At 68.4% G+C, this 24,890-nt stretch carries 23 protein-coding genes; 8 read left to right on the top strand and 15 right to left on the bottom strand.

Annotation, left to right across the window (positions count from 1 at the left end):
* Positions 1-43 precede the first annotated feature (43 nt).
* From Bsp3421_RS26455 to Bsp3421_RS26490, 8 genes are all read right to left on the bottom strand, one after another.
* On the bottom strand, positions 44-1,156 hold the full coding sequence (locus tag Bsp3421_RS26455) for an ABC transporter ATP-binding protein (protein WP_273998897.1): 1,113 nt from the start codon (positions 1,154-1,156) through the stop codon (positions 44-46).
* A gap of 53 nt (positions 1,157-1,209) precedes the next feature.
* A complete protein-coding gene (locus Bsp3421_RS26460; protein ID WP_273998898.1) occupies positions 1,210-1,902 on the bottom strand; it encodes an HAD family hydrolase in 693 nt (230 codons plus the stop codon).
* Entirely contained in the window at positions 1,899-2,765 is an 867-nt protein-coding gene (locus Bsp3421_RS26465) for a carbohydrate ABC transporter permease (RefSeq protein WP_273998899.1), read from the bottom strand. Before Bsp3421_RS26465 ends, Bsp3421_RS26460 begins: the two co-directional genes overlap by 4 nt.
* On the bottom strand, positions 2,762-3,703 hold the full coding sequence (locus Bsp3421_RS26470) for a carbohydrate ABC transporter permease (RefSeq protein WP_273998900.1): 942 nt from the start codon (positions 3,701-3,703) through the stop codon (positions 2,762-2,764). Before Bsp3421_RS26470 ends, Bsp3421_RS26465 begins: the two co-directional genes overlap by 4 nt.
* Before the next feature lie 76 nt (positions 3,704-3,779).
* The gene (locus Bsp3421_RS26475; protein ID WP_274004365.1) at positions 3,780-5,096 is read right to left on the bottom strand and encodes an ABC transporter substrate-binding protein; all 1,317 of its coding nucleotides are present in this window, start codon (positions 5,094-5,096) and stop codon (positions 3,780-3,782) included.
* 69 nt (positions 5,097-5,165) lie between these two features.
* Positions 5,166-6,497, bottom strand: coding sequence for a D-tagatose-bisphosphate aldolase, class II, non-catalytic subunit (locus Bsp3421_RS26480; RefSeq protein WP_273998902.1), 1,332 nt, complete (start codon positions 6,495-6,497; stop codon positions 5,166-5,168).
* The gene (locus Bsp3421_RS26485; protein WP_273998904.1) at positions 6,485-7,441 is read right to left on the bottom strand and encodes a sugar kinase; all 957 of its coding nucleotides are present in this window, start codon (positions 7,439-7,441) and stop codon (positions 6,485-6,487) included. Before Bsp3421_RS26485 ends, Bsp3421_RS26480 begins: the two co-directional genes overlap by 13 nt.
* Positions 7,442-7,445: 4 nt before the next feature.
* Entirely contained in the window at positions 7,446-8,222 is a 777-nt protein-coding gene (locus Bsp3421_RS26490; protein WP_273998905.1) for an L-iditol 2-dehydrogenase, read from the bottom strand.
* Between the two features lie 240 nt (positions 8,223-8,462).
* Here Bsp3421_RS26490 and Bsp3421_RS26495 point away from each other — a divergent pair, with 240 nt between their 5' ends.
* The 7 genes from Bsp3421_RS26495 to Bsp3421_RS26525 all read left to right on the top strand — a co-directional run bounded on the left by Bsp3421_RS26495 (position 8,463) and on the right by Bsp3421_RS26525 (position 14,199).
* Positions 8,463-8,927: a Fur family transcriptional regulator gene (locus Bsp3421_RS26495; RefSeq protein ID WP_273998906.1), complete on the top strand. Its 465-nt coding sequence runs from the start codon at positions 8,463-8,465 to the stop codon at positions 8,925-8,927.
* Between the two features lie 40 nt (positions 8,928-8,967).
* Positions 8,968-9,888, top strand: coding sequence for a metal ABC transporter solute-binding protein (locus Bsp3421_RS26500; protein WP_273998908.1), 921 nt, complete (start codon positions 8,968-8,970; stop codon positions 9,886-9,888).
* Positions 9,888-10,751, top strand: a complete 864-nt coding sequence (locus tag Bsp3421_RS26505) for an ABC transporter ATP-binding protein (RefSeq protein ID WP_273998910.1) — start codon at positions 9,888-9,890, stop codon at positions 10,749-10,751. Before Bsp3421_RS26500 ends, Bsp3421_RS26505 begins: the two co-directional genes overlap by 1 nt.
* Complete coding sequence (locus tag Bsp3421_RS26510) at positions 10,744-11,532, top strand: metal ABC transporter permease (RefSeq protein WP_252981793.1); 789 nt, start codon at positions 10,744-10,746, stop codon at positions 11,530-11,532. Before Bsp3421_RS26505 ends, Bsp3421_RS26510 begins: the two co-directional genes overlap by 8 nt.
* A gap of 151 nt (positions 11,533-11,683) precedes the next feature.
* Positions 11,684-12,142 carry a DUF2778 domain-containing protein gene (locus tag Bsp3421_RS26515; protein ID WP_274004366.1) on the top strand — a complete coding sequence of 153 codons (459 nt, stop codon included), beginning with the start codon at positions 11,684-11,686 and terminating at the stop codon, positions 12,140-12,142.
* Positions 12,139-12,411: a hypothetical protein gene (locus Bsp3421_RS26520; protein ID WP_273998911.1), complete on the top strand. Its 273-nt coding sequence runs from the start codon at positions 12,139-12,141 to the stop codon at positions 12,409-12,411. The genes Bsp3421_RS26515 and Bsp3421_RS26520 overlap by 4 nt, the downstream gene beginning before the upstream one ends.
* Positions 12,412-12,825: 414 nt before the next feature.
* Complete coding sequence (locus Bsp3421_RS26525) at positions 12,826-14,199, top strand: nucleobase:cation symporter-2 family protein (RefSeq protein ID WP_273998913.1); 1,374 nt, start codon at positions 12,826-12,828, stop codon at positions 14,197-14,199.
* Positions 14,200-14,676: 477 nt separating this feature from the next.
* Here Bsp3421_RS26525 and Bsp3421_RS26530 read toward each other — a convergent pair whose 3' ends face one another.
* The 3 genes from Bsp3421_RS26530 to Bsp3421_RS26540 are packed head-to-tail and all read right to left on the bottom strand — an operon-like array spanning position 14,677 to position 20,666.
* A complete protein-coding gene (locus Bsp3421_RS26530) occupies positions 14,677-16,200 on the bottom strand; it encodes an efflux transporter outer membrane subunit (protein ID WP_273998914.1) in 1,524 nt (507 codons plus the stop codon).
* Positions 16,200-19,403, bottom strand: coding sequence for an efflux RND transporter permease subunit (locus tag Bsp3421_RS26535; RefSeq protein ID WP_273998916.1), 3,204 nt, complete (start codon positions 19,401-19,403; stop codon positions 16,200-16,202). Before Bsp3421_RS26535 ends, Bsp3421_RS26530 begins: the two co-directional genes overlap by 1 nt.
* Positions 19,404-19,418: 15 nt before the next feature.
* Complete coding sequence (locus tag Bsp3421_RS26540) at positions 19,419-20,666, bottom strand: efflux RND transporter periplasmic adaptor subunit (protein ID WP_273998917.1); 1,248 nt, start codon at positions 20,664-20,666, stop codon at positions 19,419-19,421.
* Positions 20,667-21,054: 388 nt separating this feature from the next.
* Here Bsp3421_RS26540 and Bsp3421_RS26545 point away from each other — a divergent pair, with 388 nt between their 5' ends.
* Positions 21,055-21,693 carry a TetR family transcriptional regulator gene (locus Bsp3421_RS26545; RefSeq protein WP_273998918.1) on the top strand — a complete coding sequence of 213 codons (639 nt, stop codon included), beginning with the start codon at positions 21,055-21,057 and terminating at the stop codon, positions 21,691-21,693.
* Positions 21,694-21,708: 15 nt separating this feature from the next.
* Here the strand turns inward: Bsp3421_RS26545 and Bsp3421_RS26550 are convergent, their stop codons facing one another.
* From Bsp3421_RS26550 to Bsp3421_RS26565, 4 genes are all read right to left on the bottom strand, one after another.
* Entirely contained in the window at positions 21,709-22,413 is a 705-nt protein-coding gene (locus tag Bsp3421_RS26550) for a CoxG family protein (RefSeq protein ID WP_273998919.1), read from the bottom strand.
* A 28-nt stretch (positions 22,414-22,441) separates the two neighbouring features.
* Positions 22,442-22,801 carry a DUF427 domain-containing protein gene (locus Bsp3421_RS26555; RefSeq protein WP_274004368.1) on the bottom strand — a complete coding sequence of 120 codons (360 nt, stop codon included), beginning with the start codon at positions 22,799-22,801 and terminating at the stop codon, positions 22,442-22,444.
* Positions 22,802-22,916: 115 nt separating this feature from the next.
* The gene (locus Bsp3421_RS26560; RefSeq protein ID WP_273998921.1) at positions 22,917-23,339 is read right to left on the bottom strand and encodes a carboxypeptidase-like regulatory domain-containing protein; all 423 of its coding nucleotides are present in this window, start codon (positions 23,337-23,339) and stop codon (positions 22,917-22,919) included.
* A 53-nt stretch (positions 23,340-23,392) separates the two neighbouring features.
* Entirely contained in the window at positions 23,393-24,874 is a 1,482-nt protein-coding gene (locus tag Bsp3421_RS26565) for a DegQ family serine endoprotease (RefSeq protein WP_273998923.1), read from the bottom strand.
* Positions 24,875-24,890 lie beyond the last annotated feature (16 nt).

Below are 24,890 nucleotides of genomic sequence, written 5' to 3' on the forward strand. Positions count from 1 at the left end.
GTCGACTTCCTCGCCGCGCGGATGTTCCCCTGACACGGATGGATCAAGCCGCGCGCGCATGCGGCAGGCGGCGCGCGAACGCGCGCCCGTCGGCGTCGAACAGGTGGCAGTGCGCAGGCTCGGCGCTCACGCGCAGCGTCTCGCCGCTCCGGTAAGTGTCGAGCGGTGGAATCCGCGCGATCAGGCCGTCGGCCGCGAGCGGCGTTTCCGCGTACAGATAAGCCGCATCGCCGAGCGATTCGACCGCCATCGCACGCGCGGCGACGCCCTCGCCCGCCGCCGCGTCGACCCGCACATGCTCGGGCCGCACCCCGACCGTCACGCTGTCGCCGACGCGCAGGCTCGCCGTGTCGACCGCGACCCGCTGCGTCTCGCCGCTCGCGAAGCGCACGAGCGCCTCGTCGGGGCTCACCGCATGCGCGACGCCTGCCAGGAAATTCATCTTCGGCGAACCGATGAAGCCCGCCACGAACTGGTTCGCGGGCGCGTGGTACAGCGCGTTCGGCGTGCCGACCTGCTGCACGCTGCCCGCCGACAGCACGACGATCTTGTCGGCGAGCGTCATCGCCTCGACCTGGTCGTGCGTCACGTAGATCATCGTGGTGCCGAGCGTGTCGTGCAGCCGCGCGAATTCGAGCCGCATCTTCACGCGCAGCGCCGCGTCGAGGTTCGACAGCGGTTCGTCGAACAGGAACACCTTCGGCTTGCGCGTGATTGCCCGGCCGATCGCGACGCGCTGCCGCTGGCCGCCCGACAGCTGTTTCGGCTTGCGGTCGAGCAGATGGTCGATGTGCAGGATCTTCGCGGCCTGACGCACGGCGGCGTCGATCTCGGGCTTCTTCGCGCCCGCGAGCTTGAGGCCGAACGCCATGTTGTCGTACAACGTCATGTGCGGATACAGCGCGTACGACTGGAACACCATCGCGATGCCGCGCTTCGCGCTCGGCACCTCGTTGACGCGCGCGCCGTCGATCAGCAGGTCGCCGTCCGAGATGTCCTCCAGGCCCGCGATCATCCGCATCAGCGTGGATTTGCCGCAGCCGCTCGGCCCGACGAACACCACGAATTCGCCGTGCGCGATGTCGAGGTTGACGTTGCGCAGCACCTCGGTGTCGTCGTAGCGCTTGCCGATATTGCGCAGGAGCACGCTTGCCATTTTTCCGCCTCCGTTCCAGTGTCCAGTGACGCGTCGCACGGCGACGCCGTCGTTCAATGCGGCTGCGCCGCGTCGGTCGCGCGCCATTGCGCGACCAGCGCGGGCAGCGCGCGCATCGCATCGAATACCTGACGCGCGCCGGCGTCGCGCAGCGCCGCGCGCTGCACCGCCGATGCGTGGCCCGCGCCCGCGAAGCCGAATACCGTCATGCCGGCCGCCGTCGCCGCGGTGACGCCCGTCACGCTGTCCTCCACCACCACGCAGCGCGCGGGCGCGACGCCGAGCGCCCGGGCAGCCGCGAGGTAGACGTCGGGCGCCGGCTTGGGCCGCGCGACGCGGTCCGCGCAGAACACGCGCGCGCCGAAGAAACGCACGAGCCCGGTGCGCCGCAGAACCGTCTCGACATAGGCGTGGTCGCTGTTGCTCGCGCAGGCGGCGCGCAGCGGGATCTGCGCGAGCGCATCCGCCACGCCGTCGACCTCGTGCGCCTCGACGGCCGCCGCCGCGACGCACGCGCGGATCGCCTCGACGTCGGCCGGCGCGAGCGTGCGGCCGGCGTGCGCGCATGCGCCTTCGAGCACGCGCTCGGTGCGCAGGCCGAGCAGCGGCATCACGATCGGGCGCGCCGCGACGCCGGGCCAGCGCGCCTCGAGTTCGCGCACCAGCACCTCGGCCGCGATCGCCTCGCTGTCGATCAGCACGCCGTCGCAATCGCAGATCAGCGCCTGTTCCCCGGCGCCGCTCACTTGACCGCTCCGAACGTGAGGCCGCGCACGAGCTGCTTCTGCGACAACCAGCCGACCACCAGGATCGGCGCGACCGCGAGCAGCGAGGCGGCCGACAGCTTCGCCCAGAACAGCCCTTCCGGGCTCGAATACGATGCGATGAAGACCGTCAGCGGCGCCGCGTTCGAGCTGGACAGGTTGATGCTCCAGAACGCCTCGTTCCACGACAGGATCACGAGCAGCAGCGCGGTCGACGCGAGGCCGGGCAGCGCCATCGGCAGCAGCAGGTAGACAATCTCCTGCCAGGTCGACGCGCCGTCGATGCGGCCCGCCTCCAGGATGTCGCGCGGAATCTCGTTGAAGTAGGTGAAGGTCATCCACACCGCGATCGGCAGGTTGATCAGCGTGTAGACGATCACGAGGCCCGACACGGTGTCGAGCAGCCCCGCGTTCTTCCACAACAGGTAGATCGGCACCAGCACGCCGACCGACGGCATCATCTTGGTCGACAGCATCCACAGCAGCAGCGACTGGGTGCGCCGGCCCGGGAAGAACGCCATCGCATACGCGGCAGGCACCGCGAGCAGCAGGCAGATCGCGGTGACACCCGCGGAGATCTGCACCGAATGCCACGCGAACGCGAAGTAGTCGCTGCGCGCGAACACCTCGCGGAAGCTGTCGAGCGTCGGCACGAACAGCAGCGACGACGAATAGGCCTGCTGTTCCGTCTTGAACGCGGTGATCGCCATCCAGAAGATCGGGAAGAACAGCAGCAGCGCGACCAGCCACGCGAGCACGCCGGGCAGGCCGCGCCCAAGCGCGCGCAGCACGCCGGCGGGCCCGCGCGCGGAGCGCGGCCGGGTTGGAATGGACAGGTCGCTCATGCTTCGTACTCCCCTTTCAGGTTCTTCGCGAGCATCCGCACGAGGAAGAACGACACCACGTTCGCGAGCACCACCGCGAGGATCCCGCCCGCCGACGCCAGCCCCACGTCGAACTGCTGGAGGCCGAGCGCGTAGATCAGGTAGGACAGGTTGGTGGTCGCGTCGCCCGGGCCGCCGCCGGTGGTGGTGTAGATCTCCGCGAAGATCGACAGCAGGAAGATCGTCTCCATCATCACGACCACCGCGATCGCGCGCTTCAGGTGCGGCAGCGTGATGTGGAAGAACATCGCGAACGGGCCCGCGCCGTCGATGCGCGCGGCCTCCTTCTGCTCCTGGTCGAGGGACTGGATCGCGGTGAACAGGATCAGGAACGCGAACGGCAGCCACTGCCACGCGACGATGATCACGACCGCGGAGAGCGGATACTGCGCGAACCAGTCGATCGGCTGCATGCCGAGCGCGCGCATCGCGGCCGCGACGAGACCGTACACGGGATGCAGGATCATGTTCTTCCAGATCAGCGCCGACACGGTCGGCATCACGAAGAACGGCGCGATCGCGAGGAGGCGCGCGACGCCCTGCCCGTAGAACTTGCGATCGAACAGCACCGCCATCAGCACGCCGCCGACCACCGTGATCGCGAGCACCGAGCCGATCAGCGCGAGCGTGTGCCAGATCGCCGGCAGGAACGAAGGATCGGTCGCGAGGAAGCGGTAGTTGTCGAGCCCGGCGAAACCCTTTACGTCGGGATTGAGCAGGTTGTAGCGCGACAGCGAGAACCAGATCGTCATCGCGAGCGGGATCGACATCCACAGCACCAGCACCGCGACCGAGGGCGAGACGAGCCAGCGCGTGGAGCGGCCGCGCGACGCGGCGGCGGCGCGCGCGTCAGGCGTCAGCGGCACCGGATGGGACAGCGGAAGGCGGAGATGGCGCATGAGCGAAGCTCCCTGTGGAAGGCGCGCGGCCGAGCCGCGCGCGTGAGCCGGATGGCCGGGCGGCGCGCGCGGCCGTTCATTTGCGGTAGCCCGCCTGGCGCACCGCGCGGTCCGCGGCGGCCTGTCCGGCGGCGAGCGCCTGGTCGACGCTCATCTGGCCCGCGACCGCGCCCGCGATCGACTGGCCGACCACCGTGCCGAACGACTGGAACTCGGGAATCCCGACGTACTGCACGCCCGTGTACGGCACCTTCTGCAGCGACGGATCGGTCGGGTCCGCGGTCTGGATCGCCTTCAGCACGAAGTCGGAGAACGGCGCGGCGGCCTTGTACTCGGCGCGCTGGTAGGTCGATTGGCGCGTGCCCGGCGGCACCGAGGCCCAGCCCTCGTCCTTGCCCGCCAGCTCGATGTACTGCTTCGAGGTCGCCCATTCGATGAACTTCTTCGCGGCGTCCTGCTGCTTCGAGGTCTTCGGGATCGCGAGCGCCCACGCCCACAGCCAGTGCGAGCCCTTCGGCGTGACGGCGACGGGCGCCGCCGCGAAGCCGATGCGGTCGGCGACCTGCGACTGCTGCTTGTTGTACAGCATGCCCGCCGCGACCGTCGCATCGATCCACATCGCGCACTTGCCCGACGCGGTCAGCGTGAGGTTCTCGTTGAAGCCGTTCGAGCTGGCGCCCGGCGGCCCGTTCTTGCGCAGCAGGTTCACGTAGAAATTGATCGCCTTCTTCCATTCCGGCGAGGTCAGCTGCGCGTTCCACTGCTCGTCGAACCAGCGGCCGCCGAAGGTGTTCACCACCGTCGACACGTAGGCCATGTTCTCGCCCCAGCCCGCCTTGCCGCGCAGGCAGATGCCGTAGGTGCCGGCGGCCTTGTCGGTGAGCTTGTCGGCGAATTCGGCGATCTGCGCGTAGGTCGGCTGATCCGGCATCTTGAGCCCCTTCGCCGCGAACAAATCCTTGCGGTAGAAGGTCATCGAGCTTTCGACGTAGAACGGCAGCGCGTACAGCTGGCCGTTATAGGACAGGCTGTCGCGCGCGGTCTTCACGACGTCGTTCAGATCGTAGTCGGCGGGCAGGTTCGTCATCGGCGCGAGCCAGCCGCGCTTGCCCCACTGCGGCGCCTCGTAGGTGCCGATCGCCATCACGTCGAACTGGCCGCTGCCCGTCGTGATGTCGGTGGTCGCGCGCTGCCGCAGCACGTTCTCCTCCAGGATCACCCAGTTCAGCCGGATATCCGGGTTCGCCTTCTCGAACGCCGGCGACAGCTTCTTCAGCTCGATCATGTCCGGGTTGTTGAGGGTCGCGATCGTCAGCGTCGCCGCATGCGCGGCGAGCGCGCACGCGGTCAGCGCGACGCCCGCGCAGAGGCGCCCTGCGCCTGGGCGCAGCATCGCGGCGGTGGGCTTGAGTCGTTGCATCGCATGTCTCCTGTGTTTATCGGCTTGTCGTCGGGCGGATCATCAGGCGCGCGGCCGCGTCCCGCAGGCGCGCGCATAACGCGAGAGCACCTCGCGAATCCGGTGGCGGACCCACGCGTCGGGCCCGCCCGCCAGCGCACCGGCGCGCCGCGCCGCGTAGACGTCGGGCAGCCACTGCGCGACGAGCGTCTCCGGCGGCGCGCGGCGCGCGAGATTGCCGAACAGCCGCTCGACCGCCGCCGCGACGGCGGGCTGCAGCCAGTAGTAGCGGATCCGGTCGCTGTAGCTGAACTGCCGCGCGAGCCGCTGCGCGGCCGCGTCGCCGCGGTAGTACGGCGCCCAGTGCTCGGGGCGCGCGCGCATCGCCGCGTCGACCACCTCGCGCAGCCCGGAACGTTCGTCCGCCTCATCGTACAGCGCGTCCTCGATGTAGCTGAGCGCGAACAACGCCTCGCGCAGCGCGAACGTCAGCGCCGGCCCGACCTTGAGGATCGCGAAATGGTCGCGCACCAGCGCGGCGAGCGCGGCCTCGGTCTGGTAGTCGGTCGAATGCGCCTCGAACACGAGGCCCGGCGCGTGCAGGATGCTCGCGGCGAGCGGCGCGGCCTTCGCCGGCGCATAGTCGAGCACCCGGCGATCGTCGAAATCGACGCCGGGCTGCGCGACCACCGCGATCACGCGCGACCAGGCCGCGTCGAGCCCGAGCCGCGCGAATGCGCTGCGATGCGCGTCGAGCGTGGCCCGCACGCTGTCCGCGCGGGTCACCTCGATGCGCGCGATCGCGTCGCCGTCGTCCGCGCCGCCCGCTTCGCCGCCGGGCACCGGCACCTCGGTGCCGATCACGTAGACGGGCGCGAGGCCCGTCCGTGCGGCCGCGTGCTCCGCCACCGCGCACAGCCGCGCCGCGCGCGCGGCAATCTCCGCATCCGGCAGCGGTGCGGCGTCGTCCGCGCAGGTCATGCTCGCGTCCAGGTGCAGCTTCGTGAAACCCGCGTCGACATAGGCCTCGATCATCGCGCAGGCCTCGTCGAGCGCGCTGCGCGCATCGAGATGCCGCCACGGATTCGGGCCGAGGTGGTCGCCGCCGAGAAGCAGCGCGTCGGGCGCGAGCCCGCGCGCGCGCGCCAGCCCCTCGAGGTCGCGCCGGAACGCCGCCGGCGTGAACCCCGTATAGCCGCCGCGATGATTGACCTGATTGCAGGTAGCCTCGACGAGCAGCGGCGACGCATCGTCGCGCGCGGTCTCGCAGGCCGCCTCGAGCACCAGCCGGTGCGCGCTGCATACCGCGTAGATGCCGCGCGCGCCGGTGCGCCGGTTGGCGTCGAACAGATCGGCGAGCGCCGCGCCCGCGCGCGCCGGAATCACATCGTGCATGCGGCACCTCGCGTGGCGATGAAGCGATCGAGTTCATCCCGGTCGCTGTTGCCCTCCATCGGGCCGACCCGCGTCACGGCGAGCGCGCCCGCCGCATTCGCGCGGCGCAGCGCGGCCTCGACCGGCAGGCCGTCGATCAGGCTCGCGACCAGGGTGCCGCCGAAGCAGTCGCCCGCGCCCGTCGGATCGACTTCGCGCACCGCGTAACCGGGCGCCTCGCAGCGCCCCGCGCGCTCGAACGCGGAGCAGCCGGCCGCGCCGCGCTTCAGCACCACGCGCTCCAACAGCGGGCGGGTCGCGAGCAGGCCGGCGATCGCGCGCTCGCACGCCTGCTCGCCGCAGAAGAACGGCAGATCGGCCTCGCTCGGCAGGAACAGGTGGCATGCATCGAGCACCTCGTGCAGCGCCGCGCGCATCGGCCGGAACGCGAGCATCTCGGCGCGCACGTTCGGATCGAACGACACCTTCGCGCCGACCCGCGCCGCCTCGGTCACGCCCCGCCGCACCGCATCGATCGCGGCCGCGCTCGTCAGCGAGGAACCCATCACATGAAAATAGCGGCAGCCGTCGAACAACGCCGGGGCGACGTCGCTCGCGTCGAGCGCCGAGGCCGCGCTGCCCGCGAGGCTGTAGACGAACTGGCGGCTGCCGTCGTCGCGATAGGCGACGAACGCGACGCCGGTCGGCCGCCCGACGCGCCGGATCGCGCCGGTCTCGACGCCGTGGCCGCGCAGCCGCGCGACGATCGCGTCGCCGAACGCATCGCGCCCGACGCAGCCCGCGTAGGCGACCGAGACGCGCTGGCGCGCCGCCTGGTCCGCGAAGATCGCGGGCGCGCCGCTCGGAAACGGCCCGCTGAACGCGCCCGGCGCCTCGAAGCCCTGGCCGCGCCGCGCCGCGACGAATTCGGCCAGCAGTTCTCCGGCGACCACGATCGCGGCCATGATCTCAGCTCATCCAGTTGCCGCCGTCGACGTTCAGCGTCTGGGCGGTGATGTAGTCGGCGTCGGCCGACGCGAGGAACAGCGCGGCGCCCGTCAGGTCGGCGGGCACGCCCATCCGGCCGAGCGGCACCGCCGCGCCGACGCGACGCTTCTTCTCCCCGGGCGGCAGGTGCTCGTAGCGGGCGAACAGCGCGTCCACGTGGTCCCACATCGGCGTGTCGACCACGCCGGGCGCGATGCCGTTCACGTTGATCCGGTGCGGCGCGAGCGCGAGCGCGGCCGATTGCGTGTAGCTGAGCACCGCCGCCTTGGTCGCGCAGTAGTGCGAGACGAGCGCCTCGCCGCGCCGGCCCGCCTGCGACGACATATTGATGATCTTGCCGCCGCGCCCCTGTTCGACCATCCGCTGCGCGACCGCCTGCATCAGGAAGAACATGCCCTTCACGTTGACCGCGTACAGGCGGTCGAACACGTCCCACGATTCGTCGAGCAGGGGGCGCATGTCGAACAGCGCCGCGTTGTTGAACAGGATGTCGATGCCGCCGAAGCGCTCGACGGCGGTGGCGACGATGCGCGCCAGATCGTCGCGGCGCGTGACGTCCGCGCTGAGCGCGACGGCGCGGTCGGGCTGGGCGTCGATGAGCCGCGCGAGCGCGCCGTCGGCGGGCTTCAGGTCGACCAGCACGCAGCGCGCGCCTTCGTCCAGGTAACGTTGCGCGACCGCCTCGCCGATGCCGCTCGCGGCGCCCGTCAGGATCGCGACCTTGTCCTGCAATCTCACTGGCTGTCTCCGATTCGTTGTAGTCGTTGGCGAATCCGTCGGCGAGCGAACGTTCACTGAATGATCATTTGCTCATACCGCGATCGAATGATCGAATACGATGTCGTCGCTGTCAAGGCGGGCAATCCCCTTTTCGATGATGCGGCGCGGCATCGGCGGCGGGCCGACGCGCCCCGGCTCCGTGCAGTCGAGGCGGATACGTTATATCATCACGATTCCTTCGATCCGCCGGTCTCCGCCATGGCCTCGACCCATCCCCTTGCCGCCCGCCTCGCCCGCGCCGACGCGTTCGCCGCCGAGCACGACCTCACCTGGACGCCGCTGCGCCGGCAGGTGTACGAGCGCGTGCTCGCCGCGCAGCGGCCGATCGGCGCGTACGACCTGCTCGCCGAGCTGGAGCCGCAGCGCGGCCGGGTGCCGCCGACCACGGTCTATCGCGCGCTCGAGTTTCTCGTCGAGCACGGCTTCATCCACCGGATCGAATCGAAGAACGCGTTCCTCGCCTGCTGCGAGATCGGCCAGCCGCACGAAGGGCAGTTCCTGATCTGCGAAGCGTGCGGCGACACCGTCGAGATCCCCGGCGTCGAACTCGCGCGGCAGCTGTCCGCCAGCGCGCCCGCGCACGGTTTCGAGCTGCATCACCAGGTCGTCGAGCTGAGCGGCCTGTGCGGGCACTGCAAGACCCGGCAGGCGCCGCGCGCGTAAGCGCAGCGCCTCTTTCCACCGACCCACCAGGATCGACCGCATGATCTCCGTCGCCTCGCTGCGCGCTTCGCTGCGCGCGCGCTCGTTTTCCTCCCTGGCCCGCCGGCTGGCCGCCGGCGCCTGCGCGCTCACGCTGAGCGCAGCGGCCGCCGCGCAGAATGCCCCCGTGCAGGTCGTCGCCGCCGAGAACTTCTACGGCGACGTGGTGCAGCAGATCGGCGGCGCGCGCGTCGCGGTGACCAGCATCCTCAGCAATCCCGACCAGGACCCGCACCTGTTCGAGGCGAGCCCCAAGACCGCGCGCGCGCTCCAGCACGCGAACCTCGTGGTCTACAACGGCGCGAACTACGACCCGTGGATGACCAAGCTGCTCGGCGCGTCGAAGAGCGCGCGGCGCACGACGATCGTGGTCGCCGATCTGCTCGGCAAGAAGGCCGGCGACAACCCGCACCTGTGGTACGACCCGGCGACGATGCCGGCCGCGGCGCGCGCGATCGCCGCCGCGCTCGGCACGGCCGATCCCGCGCACAAGGCCGAGTACGACGCGAACCTCGCGCGCTTCATCGCGTCGCTGCAGCCGCTCGACGCGAAGGTCGCCGCGCTGCGCGCGCAATACCAGGGCGCGCCCGTGACCGCCACCGAGCCCGTGTTCGGCTACATGGCCGATGCGCTCGGCCTCGAGATGCGCAACCTGCGCTTCCAGCTCGCGACGATGAACGACACCGAGGCGAGCGCGTCCGACATCGCCGCGTTCGAAAGCGACCTGCGCAACCGGCGCGTGCGCGTGCTGATCTACAACAGCCAGGCGGAGGAGCCGATGACGAAGCGGATGCTGAAGATCGCGCACGACGCGCGCGTGCCGAGCATCGCCGTGACCGAGACCCAGCCGTCGGGCAAGACCTTCCAGCAGTGGATGCTCGCGCAGCTTGACGCGCTCGGCGCCGCGCTCGCCCAAAAGTGATGACGCACGCTGCGCACGCGCTCGAACTCGAGCACGTCACGCTCACGCTGGGCGGGCGCACGATCCTCGACGACGTGAGCCTCGCCGTCGAGGCCGGCGAATTCGTCGGCGTGCTCGGGCCGAACGGCGCGGGCAAGACCACGCTGATGCGCGCGGTGCTCGGCCTCGTGCCGGCCGCGCGCGGCACGCTGCGCGTCGCGGGCGAACCCGTCGCGCGCGGCAACCCCGCGATCGGCTACATGCCGCAGACGCGCAGCGCGCTCGCCGGCCGCCGCGTGCGCGGCTACGACTTCGTCGCGATGGCGGCCGACGGCCACCACTGGGGCCTGCCGCGCACCAGCGCGGCGGTGAGGGAAGACGTCGCGCGCGTGCTCGATCTCGTCGGCGGCACGGCCCTCGCGCAGCGGCCGCTGTCCGAGCTGTCGGGCGGCGAACGCCAGCGCCTGCTGCTCGCGCAGTGCCTGCTCGGCGCACCGAAACTGCTGCTGCTCGACGAACCGCTGATCAGCCTCGATCCGCACCGCCAGCGCGGCGTGGTCGAGCTGGTGCGGCGCGTGCAGCGCGAGTTGGGCATCACCGTGCTGTTCTCCGCGCACGAACTGAACCCGCTCCTCAACGCGCTCGACCGCGTGCTGTATCTCGGCAGCGGCGTCGCCGCGCTCGGCACCGTCGACGAGGTGATCACGAAGCCGGTGCTGTCGCGGCTGTACGGCTCGCCGATCGACGTGATGCGCGTCAACGGCCGCATCTTCGTGATGTCGGGCGACGTCGAAGTCGAGAAGCACGACCACGAACACGAAGACGACGGCGCGCACGCGCACGGTCACGCCCATCCCCACGACGGACACGCACACGATGTTTGAGTACGAATTCATGGTCAACGCGTTCGCGGCGGCGGGCATCGTCGCGGTGCTCGCGGGCGTGGTCGGCTACTTCCTCGTGCTGCGCGGCCAGACCTTTGCGGGCCACGCGCTGTCGCACGTCGGCTTCACCGGCGCGACGGGCGCGGTGCTGCTCGGCATCTCGCCGATCTGGGGCATGGTGGGCTTCACGCTCGCCGCGGGCGTCGGCATGGGCGCGCTCGGCGAACGGCTCGCGGGCCGCGACGTCGCGATCGGCGTCACGCTGTCGGTCGCGCTCGGCTGCGGCCTGCTGTTCCTGCACTTCTACACGAGCTATGCGACCCAGGTCACCGCGCTGCTGTTCGGCAACGTGCTCGGCGTGAGCCGCGCGACGCTCGCCGTGCTCGCCGGCATCGGCGCGGTCAGCCTCGTCGCGCTCGCCGCGATCATGCGGCCGCTGCTGTTCGCCTCGCTGCAACCCGAGCTGGCCGAGGCGAAGGGCGTGTCGCTGCGCCGCGTGTCGGTGCTGTTCCTCGCGATCTGCGCGCTGGCCGTCGCCGCGTGCACGCAGATCGTCGGCGTGCTGCTGGTGTTCACGCTGCTGGTCGGGCCGGCCGCCGCCGCGCAGAACCTCGCGACGCGCCTGTCGACGGGCGTCTGGCTCGCGGCGCTCCTCGCGCTCGCCCAGGCGTGGCTCGGCATCACGCTCGCGTACTACACCGACTGGCCGACCAGCTTCTGGATCACCGCGCTGTCGGCGCTCGCGTACGGGCTCAGCCTGCTCGGGCGGCGGCGCGGCTGATGCGTGCGGGAGGCAGCCGGCGAGCCGGATCGATCGCAGGCTGCTCGCATTTCAGACAAGGCTCATAGACCGCCCTTCAGCCGGATCACATAGTCCACGCCTTGCGGGTCGTCTGTCTTCGACCCGCCCACGTGGAGGAGTGGACGATACGATGGTCGAATGTTCGTTCAAGCTGAACGGGGAAAACATGAGCAGCCTGAAACGCGGTTCACTTTCGTTTCCGGCATTCTCCGGTATGGATCGCCACCGAAATCAGCGGCGCTCCGCCCGCATTCCGCACTTAGGCCCCATTCCCCCTGGTACTTACTACGTCCTCGATCGTCAGTCCGGCGGCATGCTGGGCCAACTCAAGGAACTGTTCAACGATAAGCGCGACAGGTTTGCCCTCTACGCGATCGACGGAAAAATTGACGACGAGGTTTTCTGCAATCGCGTTCGGCGTGGTCAGTTCCGGCTGCACCCCAAAGGAAATTTAGGTATCAGCGAAGGCTGTATTACGCTTGAGCGCAGCATCGATTTCTACCGAGTGCGGCGCATCCTCAAAGGCCAACGCACCACCGTTATCCCTGGCACGCAACTCCAGATGTACGGGCGGGTGACGGTCCGATGAAAAATGGACTCCGCTTCGTCGCCTTCACGCTGTGGATCGCGGGTGCGACCCTGCTCCTGGCGTGGCTCTGTCTGAATCATCCCGCCTTCACCCTGCCGATCTCCGAAAGCATGTGGATCTGGATCTTCAGCCATGTACCGGGATTCTGGGATGGCGAGGCGGGTGACGACCTGGTTCTTCTCGTCCACCTGGCCGTGTCTCTCGCCATCGTGCTCTGCATGACGTGGCTGTTCCGGCACCTCCTGCGCCGCCGACGCGCAAAGTCCTAGCGGATCCAGGCCAACGTCGCGTTGCTCAAGCGAGCACGTCGTCACGCGTTGCCTATCGCCCTGACTTACTCAATCCCCATTATCGTCCCGCAGCGGTGCAACCCTGCTGCGAGAACGGCTTGCGCGGGTTAACCCCGCGCGCCGCGCGCCCCCCGCGCAAACCCACTATGCGGCCTTCCCAATACACACCATAAACCCCGCGATATTTGGCGGGACGCTCCCGGCATTTTTGGACGGCTATAAAAACCCTGAACCTCACAGCCACCGCCCATCGCCCATGATTCCACTGCTTACTCGCGCGAAACGCGCATATCACTGCTGCAAAGAGCGGAATAGAACCCAGTACTCTTGTTGCGGACCGGCAATGCGCATAACTTCGTGTCATCCAGAAAACAAGATCATGGAGTGAGACAGATGCAATCGAACACGGTCCATCCGTGCGACGAGGTGTTGCCGTCCGGCAAGTTGTTGACGCTGGGTCTGCAACACGTGCTCGTCATGTACGCCGGCGCGGTCGCCGTGCCGCTCATCGTCGGCGGCGCACTCAAGCTGCCCAAAGACCAGATCGCGTTCCTGATCAGCGCGGACCTGTTCGCGTGCGGCATCGCCACGCTGATCCAGACCCTCGGCCTGTGGATCTTCGGCATCCGCCTGCCGGTGATCATGGGCTGCACGTTCGCGGCCGTCGGGCCGATGATCGCGATCGGCACCAATCCCGGCCTCGGCATCCTCGACATCTTCGGCTCGACCATCGCGGCCGGCGTGATCGGCATCGTGCTCGCGCCCGTGATCGGCAAGCTGCTGCGTTTCTTTCCACCCGTCGTGGTCGGCACGGTGATCTCGGTAATCGGGCTGTCGCTGATGGAAGTCGGGATCAACTGGGCGGCGGGCGGCGTCGGCAACCCCGACTACGGCAATCCCGTGTACCTCGGCCTGTCGCTGCTGGTGCTCGCGATCATCCTGCTGATCAACAAGTTCGGGCGCGGCTTCGTCGCGAACATCTCGGTGCTGCTCGGCATCGTCGCCGGCTTCGGCCTCGCGTTCGCGCTCGGCCGGGTGAACACCGACGGCGTCGCGAGCGCGCCGTGGGTCGGCTTCGTGATGCCGTTCCACTTCGGACTGCCGCACTTCGATCCGCTGTCGATCGCGACGATGGTGATCGTGATGTTCGTCACCTTCATCGAATCGACCGGCATGTTCCTCGCCGTGGGCGACATGGTCGAACGGCCGGTCGACCAGGAACGCCTCGTGCGCGGGCTGCGCGTCGACGGCCTCGGCACGCTGATCGGCGGGATCTTCAACTCGTTCCCGCACACCTCGTTCTCGCAGAACGTCGGCCTGATCGGCGTGACGGGCGTGAAGAGCCGCTACGTGTGCGCCACGGGCGGCGTGCTGCTGGTGCTGCTCGGCCTGTTTCCGAAGATGGCGCAGGTGGTCGCGTCGGTGCCCTCGTTCGTGCTCGGCGGCGCGGGCATCGTGATGTTCGGGATGGTCGCGGCGAACGGCATCAAGGTGCTGTCGAAGGTCGATTTCGTCGGCAACCACAACAACCTGTTCATCGTCGCGGTGAGCATCGGCCTCGGTCTCGTGCCGGTCGTGTCGCCCGGTTTCTTCGCGAAGATGCCCAGCGCGTTCGCCCCGATTCTTCACAGCGGGATCCTGCTCGCGTCGGTGTCGGCCGTGCTCCTGAATCTCGTGTTCAACGGCGTGAAGGGCGAGAAGGACGCCAAATGCGAGATCCGTCGCGCGGGACACGATTTCGACGGACGGCCGGTCGACCTGCATTGACGCGCGACGCCGGCTGCGATGTGAAAAACGCCACGGGCAGCCGTGGCGTTTTTTTATCCGATGGCCGACGCGGCGGCGCGCACGCCGCGGCACACCGTGCGCGGAAAGCGCGGCACCTTGCCGTCGTCATGCCGTCTCGCCGCTGAACCCGCCTCGCGGCTTCGTCGTCGGGCCGGAGGACACCGCGGCCGGTCCTGCGCCCACCCACCGCGCCCGCCTCTCTCCCGTCACGGCCAAGGCCCACGATCGGATTGACCAGGCGCCTCATCGCCGGACCGGGAATCGGCGCGACGGCCTTGTCCTGGCGTCGCGCCGATCTCGACGATTGCGCACCCCTCGCCGCGCCCCGCCACCGCATCGACGCACGAGCGACCCACAAGGAAAAACGCCACGGCAAAAGCCGTGGCGTTGAACCGGTCGCCCGGGCCCCCCGCGAAACAGACAGCCCGACCGCGCCGCCTGTCGCGACGGCCGCGTTCAGCCCGTCGTCGCGGTCTGCGAAGCCGGCTTGGGCGCGGTCGCGGTGCCGTAGTCGACCGGCGCATCGGCCGGACGCGGCGCGTCGCCCGCCCGCTCGATCCACCCGCCGCCGAGCGCCCGGTACAGATCCACCAGGTTGGTCCAGCGTGCGAGCCGCGCGTTGATCAGCGCCTGCTGCGCGTTGTACAGGTCCGTCTGCGCGGTCAGCACCGACAGGTAGTTGTCCACCCCGTTCTTGTAACGCAGGTCCGACAGATCGAAACGCCGCTGCTGCGCGTGCTCGTTGCGCTCCAGCGCCGCGATCTGCTGGTCGTACGTGCCGCGCGCCGCCAGCCCGTCCGACACTTCCCGGAACGCCGACTGGATCGCCTTCTCGTAGTTCGCGATCTCGATCCGCTTCTGCACGTTCGCCAGGTTCAGGTTCGCGATGTTCTGCCCACCCTCGAAGATCGGCAGCGCGATGTTCGGCGCGAACGACCACGCCGCCGTGCCGGCCTTGAACAGGCCGCCCAGCGTCGGGCTCGCCGTGCCGAACGCCGCCGTCAGCGAGATCTTCGGGAAGAACGCCGCGCGCGCCGCGCCGATGTTCGCGTTCGCCGCGCGCAGCGCCTGCTCCGCCTGCATGATGTCCGGACGCCGCGTCAGCAGTTCCGAGGGCAGGCCCGCCGGCACGTCCGTCAACAGGTTCTGCGCGTTCAGCGGCAAACCCGCCGGCAGATCGTCCGGCAGCGGCTCGCCCACCAGCTGCACCAGCATGTTCACGGTTTGCGCCCGTGCACGCGCCTGCGCCTGCTGGTTCGAGAGCGCCTGTTCGACGACCGTCTGCGCCTGCCGCAGGTCAAGTTCGGAACCCGTGCCGTTGTCGAACTGCAGCTTCGTCAGCCGATACGATTCCTGCGCCGTCTTCAGCGTGCCTTCCGTCACCGCGAGCAGGTCGTCGTTCGACAACACCGTCAGGTACTGGTCCGCGATCTGCGCCACGAGCGAGATCTCGCTCGCCTGCCGCGCATACGACGTCGACAGGTACTGCGCGAGCGCCTGGTCCTTCAAGCTCTGGATCCGGCCGAACAGGTCCAACTCCCACGACGCGGACAAGCCCACGTTGTAGGTCGTCGTGATGTTCTGGCCCGGCACCGAGGTCAGCGCATTCGGCAGACGCTGGCGATTGCCGGTGCCCGTGGCATCGATCGCCGGGAACAGGCCCGCGCGCGTGATCTGATACTGCGCGCGCGCCGCCTCGATGTTCAGCACCGACACCCGCAGGTCGCGGTTGTTCTTCAGCGCGATCTCGATCAGCCGCTGCAGCCGCGGATCGGTGAAGAAGTTGCGCCAGCCGATCTCGGTCGCCGCCTGCCCGTTCGCACTGCGCGCGCCCGTCGCGCCCGGCTGCGTCGCATACACGCCGTCGCTCGGGAACGCGCCCGACACGGGCGCCTCCGGTCGCTGGTAATGCGGCGCCATCGTGCACCCGCTCGCGAAGAGCGCCACCGCCAATGCGGTCAATGCATGTTTTTGCATCATCACTGTCCCTTCTTGCCTGCGTCGTCGCCGTCTTCCGGCTTCTGTTCGTGATGCGCGTGTTCCTGCGCCAGACGCAGCGCCTCGTCGACGTCTTCCTTCTCGCCGCTGAACACCGCCCGCACCTTCACGAAGAACATCGGGATCATGAAAATCGCGAGGAAGGTCGCCGTGATCATCCCGCCGATCACGCCCGTGCCGATCGCGTGCTGGCTCGCCGAGCCCGCGCCGTTGCTGATCGCGAGCGGCAGCACGCCCAGGATGAACGCCAGCGACGTCATCAGGATCGGGCGCAGCCGCAGCCGCGCCGCTTCCAGCGCGGCCTCGATCGGCCCCATCTTCTCGGTCGTCTGCAACTCGCGCGCGAACTCGACGATCAGGATCGCGTTCTTCGCCGACAAGCCCACCGTGGTCAACAGCCCCACCTGGAAGAACACGTCGTTCTCGAGCCCGCGCAGCGTCGCCGCCAGCAGTGCCCCGATCACGCCGAGCGGCACCACCATGATCACCGAGAACGGGATCGACCAGCTTTCATACAGCGCGGCCAGACACAGGAACACCACGAGGATCGAGATCGCGTACAGGATCGGCGCCTGCGAACCCGACTGGATTTCCTGGAACGACAGGCCCGTCCACGAATAGCCGATGCCTTCCGGCAGCTTCTTCGCGAGCGCTTCCATCGCCGCCATCGCCTGACCGGTCGACTTGCCCGGTGAGGCCTGGCCCTGGATTTCCATCGCCGAGATGCCGTTGTAGCGTTCGAGCTTCGGCGAACCGTAGGTCCACTGGCCCGATGCGAACGCGCTGAACGGCACCATGGTGCCCGTGCTGTTGCGCACGTACCAGATGTACAGGTCTTCCGGCGACATCCGGAACGGCGCGTCGGCCTGCACGTAGACCTTCTTGATCCGGCCGTCGGTGTCGAGGAAGTTGTTCACATAGCTCGAACCCCAGGCGATGTTGAACGACTGGTCGATGTTCGCCGCGGTGACGCCAAGCGCGTTCGCCTTCTCGCGATCGATGTTCACCTTGTACTGCGGCGTATCGTTCAGGCCGTTCGGACGCACGCCCCGCAGCGTCGGATCCTTGGCTGCCATCCCGAGCAACTGGTTGCGCGCAGCCATCAACACATCGTGGCCGAGACCCGCGTTGTCCGTCAGCTCGAAGTCGAAGCCGGCGGCCGTGCCGAGTTCCGGAATCGAGGGCGGATTGAACGGAATCACGAGCGCATCCTTGTAGCCCGCGTAGCGGCCGAACATCCGGCCGATCAGCGCCTGCACCTTCTGGTTCGCATGCTGACGCTGCGCGTAATCCTTCAGGCGGACGAACACGAGACCCGAGTTCTGGCCGCGGCCCGCGAAGCTGAAGCCGTTCACCGTGAACGCGGAGTCGACGATTTCCTTCTCGTCGGTCAGCAGGTAGTTCGAGATGTTCTCGAGCGTGCGCGCCGTGGTTTCCTGCGTCGAACCCGACGGAGTCTGCACGATCACGAACATCAGGCCCTGATCCTCATCCGGCAGGAACGACTTCGGCAGGCGCACGAACAGCAGCCCGACCGCGACGATCACGACCAGATAGATGACCATCCAGCGGCCCGAGCGCTTGATCACGTGGTGCACGCCGACGTGGTACTTCTCGCGGCTGCGGTCGAAGGTCTTGTTGAACCAGCCGAAGAAGCCCTTCTTCTGCTCGTGATGGCCCTTCGGGATCGGCTTGAGGAGCGTCGCGCACAGGGCCGGCGTCAGAATCAACGCGACCAGCACCGACAGCACCATCGCCGACACGATCGTCAGCGAGAACTGCCGGTAAATCGCGCCCACCGAGCCGCCCGAGAACGCCACCGGCACGAACACCGCCGACAGCACGAGCGCCACGCCGACGAGCGCGCCCGTGATCTGGCCCATCGCCTTCTTGGTCGCCTCCTTCGGTGACAAGCCCTCTTCCGCCATCACCCGCTCGACGTTCTCCACCACCACGATCGCATCGTCGACCAATAGACCGATCGCCAGCACGAGCCCGAACATCGACAGCGTGTTGATCGAGAAGCCCACGAGCGACATGACCGCGAACGTGCCCAGCAGCACCACCGGCACCGCGATCGTCGGGATGATCGTCGCCCGCAGGTTCTGCAGGAACAGGTACATCACGAGGAACACCAGCACGATGCCTTCGAGCAGCGTCTTGACCACTTCCTCGATCGACAGCTTCACGAACGGCGTCGTGTCATACGGATACGACACCGTCAGGCCGTGCGGGAAGTACTTCGACAGTTCGTCGACCTGCTGACGCACCGCCTTCGCGGTCGCGAGCGCATTCGCGTTGGTCGCGAGCTGGATCCCCAGCGCCGCGCTCGCCTTGCCGTTGTAGCGGGTGTCGAAGTTGTAGTTTTCCGCGCCGAGCGCCACGCGCCCGACATCCTTCAGGCGAACCTGCGAGCCGTCCTGGTTGACCTTCAGCAGGATGTTGCCGAACTCCTCCGGCGTGCGCAGCAGCGTCGCCTCGGTGATCGTCGCCTGCAGCACGGTGCCCGGCTTCGCCGGCGTGCCGCCGAGCTGGCCGCCCGCGACCTGCACGTTCTGCGCGCTGATCGCGTTCGTCACGTCGACCGGCGTGAGGCCATAGTTGTTCAGCCGGTTCGGATCGAGCCAGACCCGCATCGCGTACTGCGAGCCGAACAGCGTGACGGTGCCGACGCCGTTCAGACGGCTGATCGGATCCTTCACGTGCGACGCGACGTAGTTCGCGAGGTCGTAGCGGTTCATGCTGCCGTCTTCGGACGTGAACGCGAGCACCAGCAGGAAGCTGCTGCTCGACTTCGTCACCGACAGGCCGAGCTGCTGCACCACCTGCGGCAGGTTCGGCGTCGCGAGCGACAGCTTGTTCTGCACCTGCACCTGCGCGATGTCCGCGTTGGTGCCCGGCGAGAAGGTCAGCGTGATGGTGGCCGTACCGGAATCGTCACTCGTCGACGACATGTACAGGAAGTTGTCGAGACCGCTCATCTGCTGTTCGACCACCTGCGTCACCGTGTCTTCCACCGTCTTCGCGGAAGCACCCGGGTAGTTCGCCGTGATCTGGATCGACGGCGGGGCGATCGTCGGATACTGCGCGATCGGCAACGTGAAGATCGCCGCCACCCCAGCCAGCATCAGGATGATGGCGATCACCCACGCAAAGATCGGGCGATCGATAAAAAACTTTGCCATGAAACAGGCCCCCTGTTATTGCTGCGCGCCCGACGCGACGCTTGCCGGCGTCGCCGCCGATGCGCCGGATGCACCTGCCGCGGCGTTCGCCGCACCCTGTGCCGATGCCGTGTCATCCGCCGCCTGCGGCAACGCCGCCGGCACCGTCTTGACCGTCATCCCCGGCCGGACCTTGTCGATCCCTTGCACGATCACCCGGTCGCCCGGTTGCAGACCGCCCTCGACCACCCAGTTCTGGCCATGCATCCCCGTCGTCACCAGCGGATGCGGCGCCACCTTGTTCTCCGCCGTCACCACCAGCGCCACCGCCTGACCCTTCTGGTCATGCGTCACGCCGATCTGCGGCACCAGGTACGCGTTGTCGTTCACCCCTTCCTCGATGTGCGCACGCACGAACATCCCCGGCAGCAGCACGCCGTCCTTGTTCGGGAAGATCGCCCGGATCGTCACCGAGCCCGTCGTCTGGTCCACCGTCACGTCCGAGAACTGCAGCTTCCCCGACTCCGAGTACGGCTTGCCGTCTTCCAGGATCAGCGTCACCTTCGCCGCGCCCGGGCCGCTTGTCTTCAGACGGCCGCTCTGCACGTCCTGCCGCAGCTTCAGCCCTTCGAGGCTCGATTGCGTCAGGTCCACGTACACCTGATCCAACTGCTGCACCGTCGACATCAGGGTCGCCTGGCTCGCCTGCACGTACGCGCCCGGCGTCACCTGCGAGATCCCGACCCGGCCGGTGATCGGCGAGGTGACGTCCGTGTAGCCCAGGTTGATCTGCGCCGTATCCACCGCCGCCTTGCCCGAGGCCACGTCCGCCGCGGCCTGGCCCTGCGTCGCCACCGCGTTGTCGTAATCCTGCTTGCTCACCGCGTTCGCCGCCACCAGCACCTTGTAGCGCGCCGCCAGCGCGTTCTGCGTCGCCAGGTTCGCTTCCGCCTTCGCGAGCGCCGCCTTCGCGCTGTTCAGCGCCGCGATGTACGGCGCCGGATCGATCTTGTACAGCCGCTGGCCCGCCTTCACGTTCGTGCCTTCCACGAACTCCCGGCGCAGCACGATCCCGTCCACCCGCGCGCGCACCTGCGCGACCAGGTACGCACTCGTGCGGCCCGGCAGCTCGGTGACGACCGGTACCGTCTGCGGTTGGACGGTGACTACGCCGACTTCCGGCGTTTGCTGGGGCGGTGCCGTTTCCTTCTTCCCGCACGCGGCAAGGAATACGGCTGCCGTCGCGACAGTGATTAAGCGGTATGGAACCCGTTCGACGCGCATGGAGCGACCTCGTTTGTAACAATTGGATTGAGTGCAGGCCCTCGGGGACACAACACGAATGCGCCTTGCGGCGCGTGATCGAATGCTTATCTTGCTTGGACTGCAGATACAGCAACGGCACGTAAGGACCGTGCCGGAGAACGCGCCGGAGAAACAGGCGGCGCGAGTTGGGGGGGATATCAGCAGGATCCGATATTAACCGATTGCTGCTTGGGTCATTCGATCGTGGGATGGTATTGTATATACATTCATGATTGTATGTAAAAGACCTTTCCGCGCCGCACAAACTTTTACAATTTACCGACAGTTACACACAACCCGGGGGCCGCGCGGCGGCGCCCGACCCGACGGCGCGCCCAGGCCGCCGTCGCCCACTACAGGCTAGCGAATGGTCAGACGTACCAAGGAGGAAGCGCTCGCCACGCGCGACCGCATCCTCGACAGCGCCGAGCACGTCTTTTTCGAGAAAGGCGTGTCGCACACCTCGCTCGCCGACATCGCCCAGCATGCCGGCGTGACGCGCGGCGCGATCTACTGGCACTTCGCGAACAAGGGCGAGCTGTTCGACGCGATGTTCGCGCGGGTTTTCCTGCCGATCGACGAGCTGAAGTCGAAGGACAGCGTCGCGCGCGCCGATCCGCTCGGCCGGATCCGCAAGATCCTGGTCTGGTGCCTGCTCGGCGTCGCGCGCGAGCCGCAGCTGCGGCGCGTGTTCAGCATCCTGTTCATGAAGTGCGAGTACGTGGCCGACCTGGAGCCGCTGCTGCAGCGCAACCGCGCGGGCATGAGCGAGGCGCTGCACAACATCGATGCGGATCTCGCCCGGGCGGTGGCGGACGGCGATCTGCCCGCGACCCTCGACACCTGGCGCGCGGCGCTGATGCTGCACACGCTGGTGTCGGGCTTCGTGCGCGACATGCTGATGCTGCCGGACGAGATCGATGCGGAGCAGCATGCGGAAAAGCTCGTCGACGCGTGCTTCGACATGCTGCACCTGAGCCCGGCCTTGCGCCGCGACCCCACCTGAGCGCACGGTCGGCCTTCAGCTGCCGTTGAACCAGCGCGCCGCGTAGAGCAGCAGCGCGACGAAGACGATCATCACGGCCCACGCCCACAGCGGCACGGGGTTCGATTCGCGATGATGGAGCGCGCCCGCGGCGCGCCCGGACAGCGCGCCGCTCAGATGCTGCGCGTGGGGACGGCGCGCCGCGCCGACGAACGTCGACGGGCGCAGGAACACATGCTGGCGGCGCGGCTGGATGCCGCGCGCGAGATTCGGCGCCAGGCCGTGCTTGGCCTGCACGACCGCGCAGAATTCGGTGAAGAAGTCGTCGGCCAGCTCGTGCAGCGCGTTCTTGATCTGCCGGCCGGGCAGTTCGGCGAGCGGCCCGGAAGCGGTCGCCCAGACCACGTATTCGATCCGGGTGCCGTCCGCGCCGTCCGGCGCCAGCATCAGGTCGAGCTGGCCGCGCAACGCGCCGAGCCCGTCGGCGCGGGCCTTGAAGTTCAGCATCCGGCGGATCTGCCCAGCCTCGCCCGCCTGCTGGCCCGCGACGTGCGCGCGGACGTCGTAGTGCGCGCGCAGGGGACCGAGCGGCACCGTCAGGGCGAGCGCGTACTCGTCGTGCGCGAGCCGGGCGAACGCCTCGCAATGGTCGAGGCTCGCGCGCAACAGCGCGAGATCCTGCAACGCCGACCACACGACCGACGGCGGCAATGGAATACGCAACGCGTCGTTCAGTTCCATGAACCTTCCCCGATGAGCCCGTGTCCGTTCAGGATGTTTCGTCGATCCGATCGACCCGGTCGGCGTGGAACGCCACGTACAGACGGATCGGCTGCGCCGCATCCAGCGGCTCCTCGTAGCTCCAGGCGGCATTCTCGATCACGCCGTCTTCCGTCTGGAGGTGAAAATAGCGCGCCTCGCCCTTGGCGCCGCATTGGGTCGCGTGCCCGGACGGTGCGAGCCGCTTCATATTGATATCGCTTCTTGGCAGGTAATGCACGTCGGGAGAACCCGCTTGACGGACCGTCAGCGCCCGGGTCGAATCGGCATAGGTGATGCCGCGGTGGATGACCCGCACCCGGTGACGGTTCGGCACGATCTCGATGCGAAGGCTGGCGGCGTCGGACATCGGAATCCCCTGCGGCGCGGCGGGCGCCGGAAACGAAAAAGCCACGGCCCAGGCCGTGGCTTTCATTATCGGCGAAACCTTGCCGAATTGCGCGTATCGCGTGGCGGCGGGACCACTATTGCGCGGCCCACGAGAACGCTTCCTTCACGCCGCCCGTGTCCGGCACCCGGATCTCGCGGCTCTGCGCCTTGCCGTTGTAGGTCGCCCGGACCGTGTAGCGGCCCGGCGCGAGCTTCACCAGCATGAACGGACCGCGCGCATCGGTCTTCAGGACCTCGACCCCCTTCGCATCGCTGACGGACACGTGCACGTCCGCGAGGAACTCGCCGCCCGCCCCGGTGAAGCGCAGCGCGAGCGGCCAGTGGCCTTCGTTGCGCTCGAACGCGGTGGATTCGTCCTGCCCCACCCCACCCGACACGAAGCTTACGGCGCCTTGCTGATGCGCGGGCGGCAGGCCCGACTGCGCATGGGCCGCGCCCGCGACGCCCAGCGCCAGCACCATCGCGGCCAGGTACTTCGACATGCGTAGCTGTTGCATGATGGTTCTCCTTGAAGATCGGCGGCCCCGCCGCGGCGGGACCGCCGCGCCGGTCAGCCGAGGTCGACCGGCACGAAGATCTGCGCGTCGTCGCGCTGGATCAGCAGCGCGAGGCTGTTGCCGGCATTCTTGACGGCGTCGCGCAACTGATCGGCGCTCGTGACCGGCCGGCCGTTCACGGCGAGGATCACGTCGCCGGGCTGGATCCCGGCGCTCGCGGCCGGACCGTTCGACTGCTGCACGATCAGGCCGTGGGTGAGCGAGGTCGCGTTGCGCTCCTGCGGGCTCAGCGGCCGGACCGCGACGCCCAGGCGCCCCTGCTCGACCGGCGTGTCGGCGCTGGCGGACGACTGGCCGTCACCCAGCGACGCGAGCGTCACAGTAACATTCTTCTTGCCCTTGTCGCGCCAGATCTGCAGGTCCGCCCGGCTGCCCGGCTTCATGCCCGCGATCTGCGACGGCAGCATGGTCGAATCGGTCACCGGCGCGCCGTTCACGGACAGGATCACGTCGCCCGGCTGCAGCCCCGCCTTGGCGGCCGGCCCCTTCGGGTCGACCGAGCTGACGAGCGCGCCGTCCGGCTTGGCGAGCCCGAACGAGCTGGCGAGCGTCTGGTTCAGCGCCTGCACCGCGACGCCGAGCCGGCCGCGGCTCACGTGGCCGGTCTTCACCAGCTCGTCCTTGACCTTGATCGCCTCGTTGATCGGAATCGCGAACGACAGGCCCTGGAAGCCGCCCGTCTGCGAGTAGATCATCGAATTGATGCCGATCACCTCGCCGTTCAGGTTGAACAGCGGGCCGCCCGAGTTGCCGGGATTGACCGGCACGTCGGTCTGGATGAACGGCGTGTAGTTCTCGTCCGGCAGCGAGCGCGACTTGGCGCTGATGATGCCCGACGTGACCGTGTTGTCGAAACCGTACGGCGAGCCGATCGCGACCACCCACTGACCGACCTTGCTCTGCGACGGATCGCCGATCTTGACGGTCGGCAGGCCGGTCGCGTCGATCTTCAGCACCGCGACGTCGGACTGCTTGTCGGCGCCGATCACCTTCGCGCGGTATTCGCGCTTGTCGGTCAGCCGCACGGTGACGACGTTCGCGCCGTCGATCACGTGCGCGTTGGTCAGGATGTAGCCGTCCGGGCTGACGACGAAGCCCGAGCCCAGGCTCGCGCTCGGCTGGTCGTTCGGCTGCGCGCCGCCGCCCATGCCGGGGATCTGGCCGTAGAAATGCCGGAAGAACTGGTAGAACGGATCGCTCGGGTCGATCGGCAGCTGCGGGACGCCGCGCTGCGCAACCTGCTTCACCATGTGCTTCGCGCTGATGTTCACGACCGCCGGCCCATAGGTTTCCACGAGCCCCGAAAAATCGGGGATGCCGGTCTTCGCCGCCGCCTCGGCCGGCATCAGCGCCGCGGCGGCCGCGGGCGTGATGATCTGCGGATCGGCATGACGGGTGCCGGCGACATAGCCGGCCGAGAGCGCCGCCGCGACCGCGACGGCAATGGCTCCACGCGCCAGGAATCGGGTATTCATCGACTGACCTCCTCTT

The sequence above is a fragment of the Burkholderia sp. FERM BP-3421 genome, from assembly GCF_028657905.1.
Taxonomy (GTDB): Bacteria; Pseudomonadota; Gammaproteobacteria; order Burkholderiales; family Burkholderiaceae; genus Burkholderia.

Bases quoted from the DNA above. Each gene is read 5' to 3' on its own strand.
- Bsp3421_RS26455 (WP_273998897.1), bottom strand. From the start codon at position 1,156: ATGGCAAGCGTGCTCCTGCGCAATATCGGCAAGCGCTACGACGACACC.
- Bsp3421_RS26465 (WP_273998899.1), bottom strand. From the start codon at position 2,765: ATGAGCGACCTGTCCATTCCAACCCGGCCGCGCTCCGCGCGCGGGCCC.
- Bsp3421_RS26470 (WP_273998900.1), bottom strand. From the start codon at position 3,703: ATGCGCCATCTCCGCCTTCCGCTGTCCCATCCGGTGCCGCTGACGCCT.
- Bsp3421_RS26475 (WP_274004365.1), bottom strand. From the start codon at position 5,096: ATGCTGCGCCCAGGCGCAGGGCGCCTCTGCGCGGGCGTCGCGCTGACC.
- Bsp3421_RS26480 (WP_273998902.1), bottom strand. From the start codon at position 6,497: ATGCACGATGTGATTCCGGCGCGCGCGGGCGCGGCGCTCGCCGATCTG.
- Bsp3421_RS26485 (WP_273998904.1), bottom strand. From the start codon at position 7,441: ATGGCCGCGATCGTGGTCGCCGGAGAACTGCTGGCCGAATTCGTCGCG.
- Bsp3421_RS26495 (WP_273998906.1), top strand. From the start codon at position 8,463: ATGGCCTCGACCCATCCCCTTGCCGCCCGCCTCGCCCGCGCCGACGCG.
- Bsp3421_RS26500 (WP_273998908.1), top strand. From the start codon at position 8,968: ATGATCTCCGTCGCCTCGCTGCGCGCTTCGCTGCGCGCGCGCTCGTTT.
- Bsp3421_RS26505 (WP_273998910.1), top strand. From the start codon at position 9,888: ATGACGCACGCTGCGCACGCGCTCGAACTCGAGCACGTCACGCTCACG.
- Bsp3421_RS26510 (WP_252981793.1), top strand. From the start codon at position 10,744: ATGTTTGAGTACGAATTCATGGTCAACGCGTTCGCGGCGGCGGGCATC.
- Bsp3421_RS26515 (WP_274004366.1), top strand. From the start codon at position 11,684: ATGGTCGAATGTTCGTTCAAGCTGAACGGGGAAAACATGAGCAGCCTG.
- Bsp3421_RS26520 (WP_273998911.1), top strand. From the start codon at position 12,139: ATGAAAAATGGACTCCGCTTCGTCGCCTTCACGCTGTGGATCGCGGGT.
- Bsp3421_RS26525 (WP_273998913.1), top strand. From the start codon at position 12,826: ATGCAATCGAACACGGTCCATCCGTGCGACGAGGTGTTGCCGTCCGGC.
- Bsp3421_RS26530 (WP_273998914.1), bottom strand. From the start codon at position 16,200: ATGATGCAAAAACATGCATTGACCGCATTGGCGGTGGCGCTCTTCGCG.
- Bsp3421_RS26535 (WP_273998916.1), bottom strand. From the start codon at position 19,403: ATGGCAAAGTTTTTTATCGATCGCCCGATCTTTGCGTGGGTGATCGCC.
- Bsp3421_RS26540 (WP_273998917.1), bottom strand. From the start codon at position 20,666: ATGCGCGTCGAACGGGTTCCATACCGCTTAATCACTGTCGCGACGGCA.
- Bsp3421_RS26545 (WP_273998918.1), top strand. From the start codon at position 21,055: ATGGTCAGACGTACCAAGGAGGAAGCGCTCGCCACGCGCGACCGCATC.
- Bsp3421_RS26550 (WP_273998919.1), bottom strand. From the start codon at position 22,413: ATGGAACTGAACGACGCGTTGCGTATTCCATTGCCGCCGTCGGTCGTG.
- Bsp3421_RS26555 (WP_274004368.1), bottom strand. From the start codon at position 22,801: ATGTCCGACGCCGCCAGCCTTCGCATCGAGATCGTGCCGAACCGTCAC.
- Bsp3421_RS26560 (WP_273998921.1), bottom strand. From the start codon at position 23,339: ATGCAACAGCTACGCATGTCGAAGTACCTGGCCGCGATGGTGCTGGCG.
- Bsp3421_RS26565 (WP_273998923.1), bottom strand. From the start codon at position 24,874: ATGAATACCCGATTCCTGGCGCGTGGAGCCATTGCCGTCGCGGTCGCG.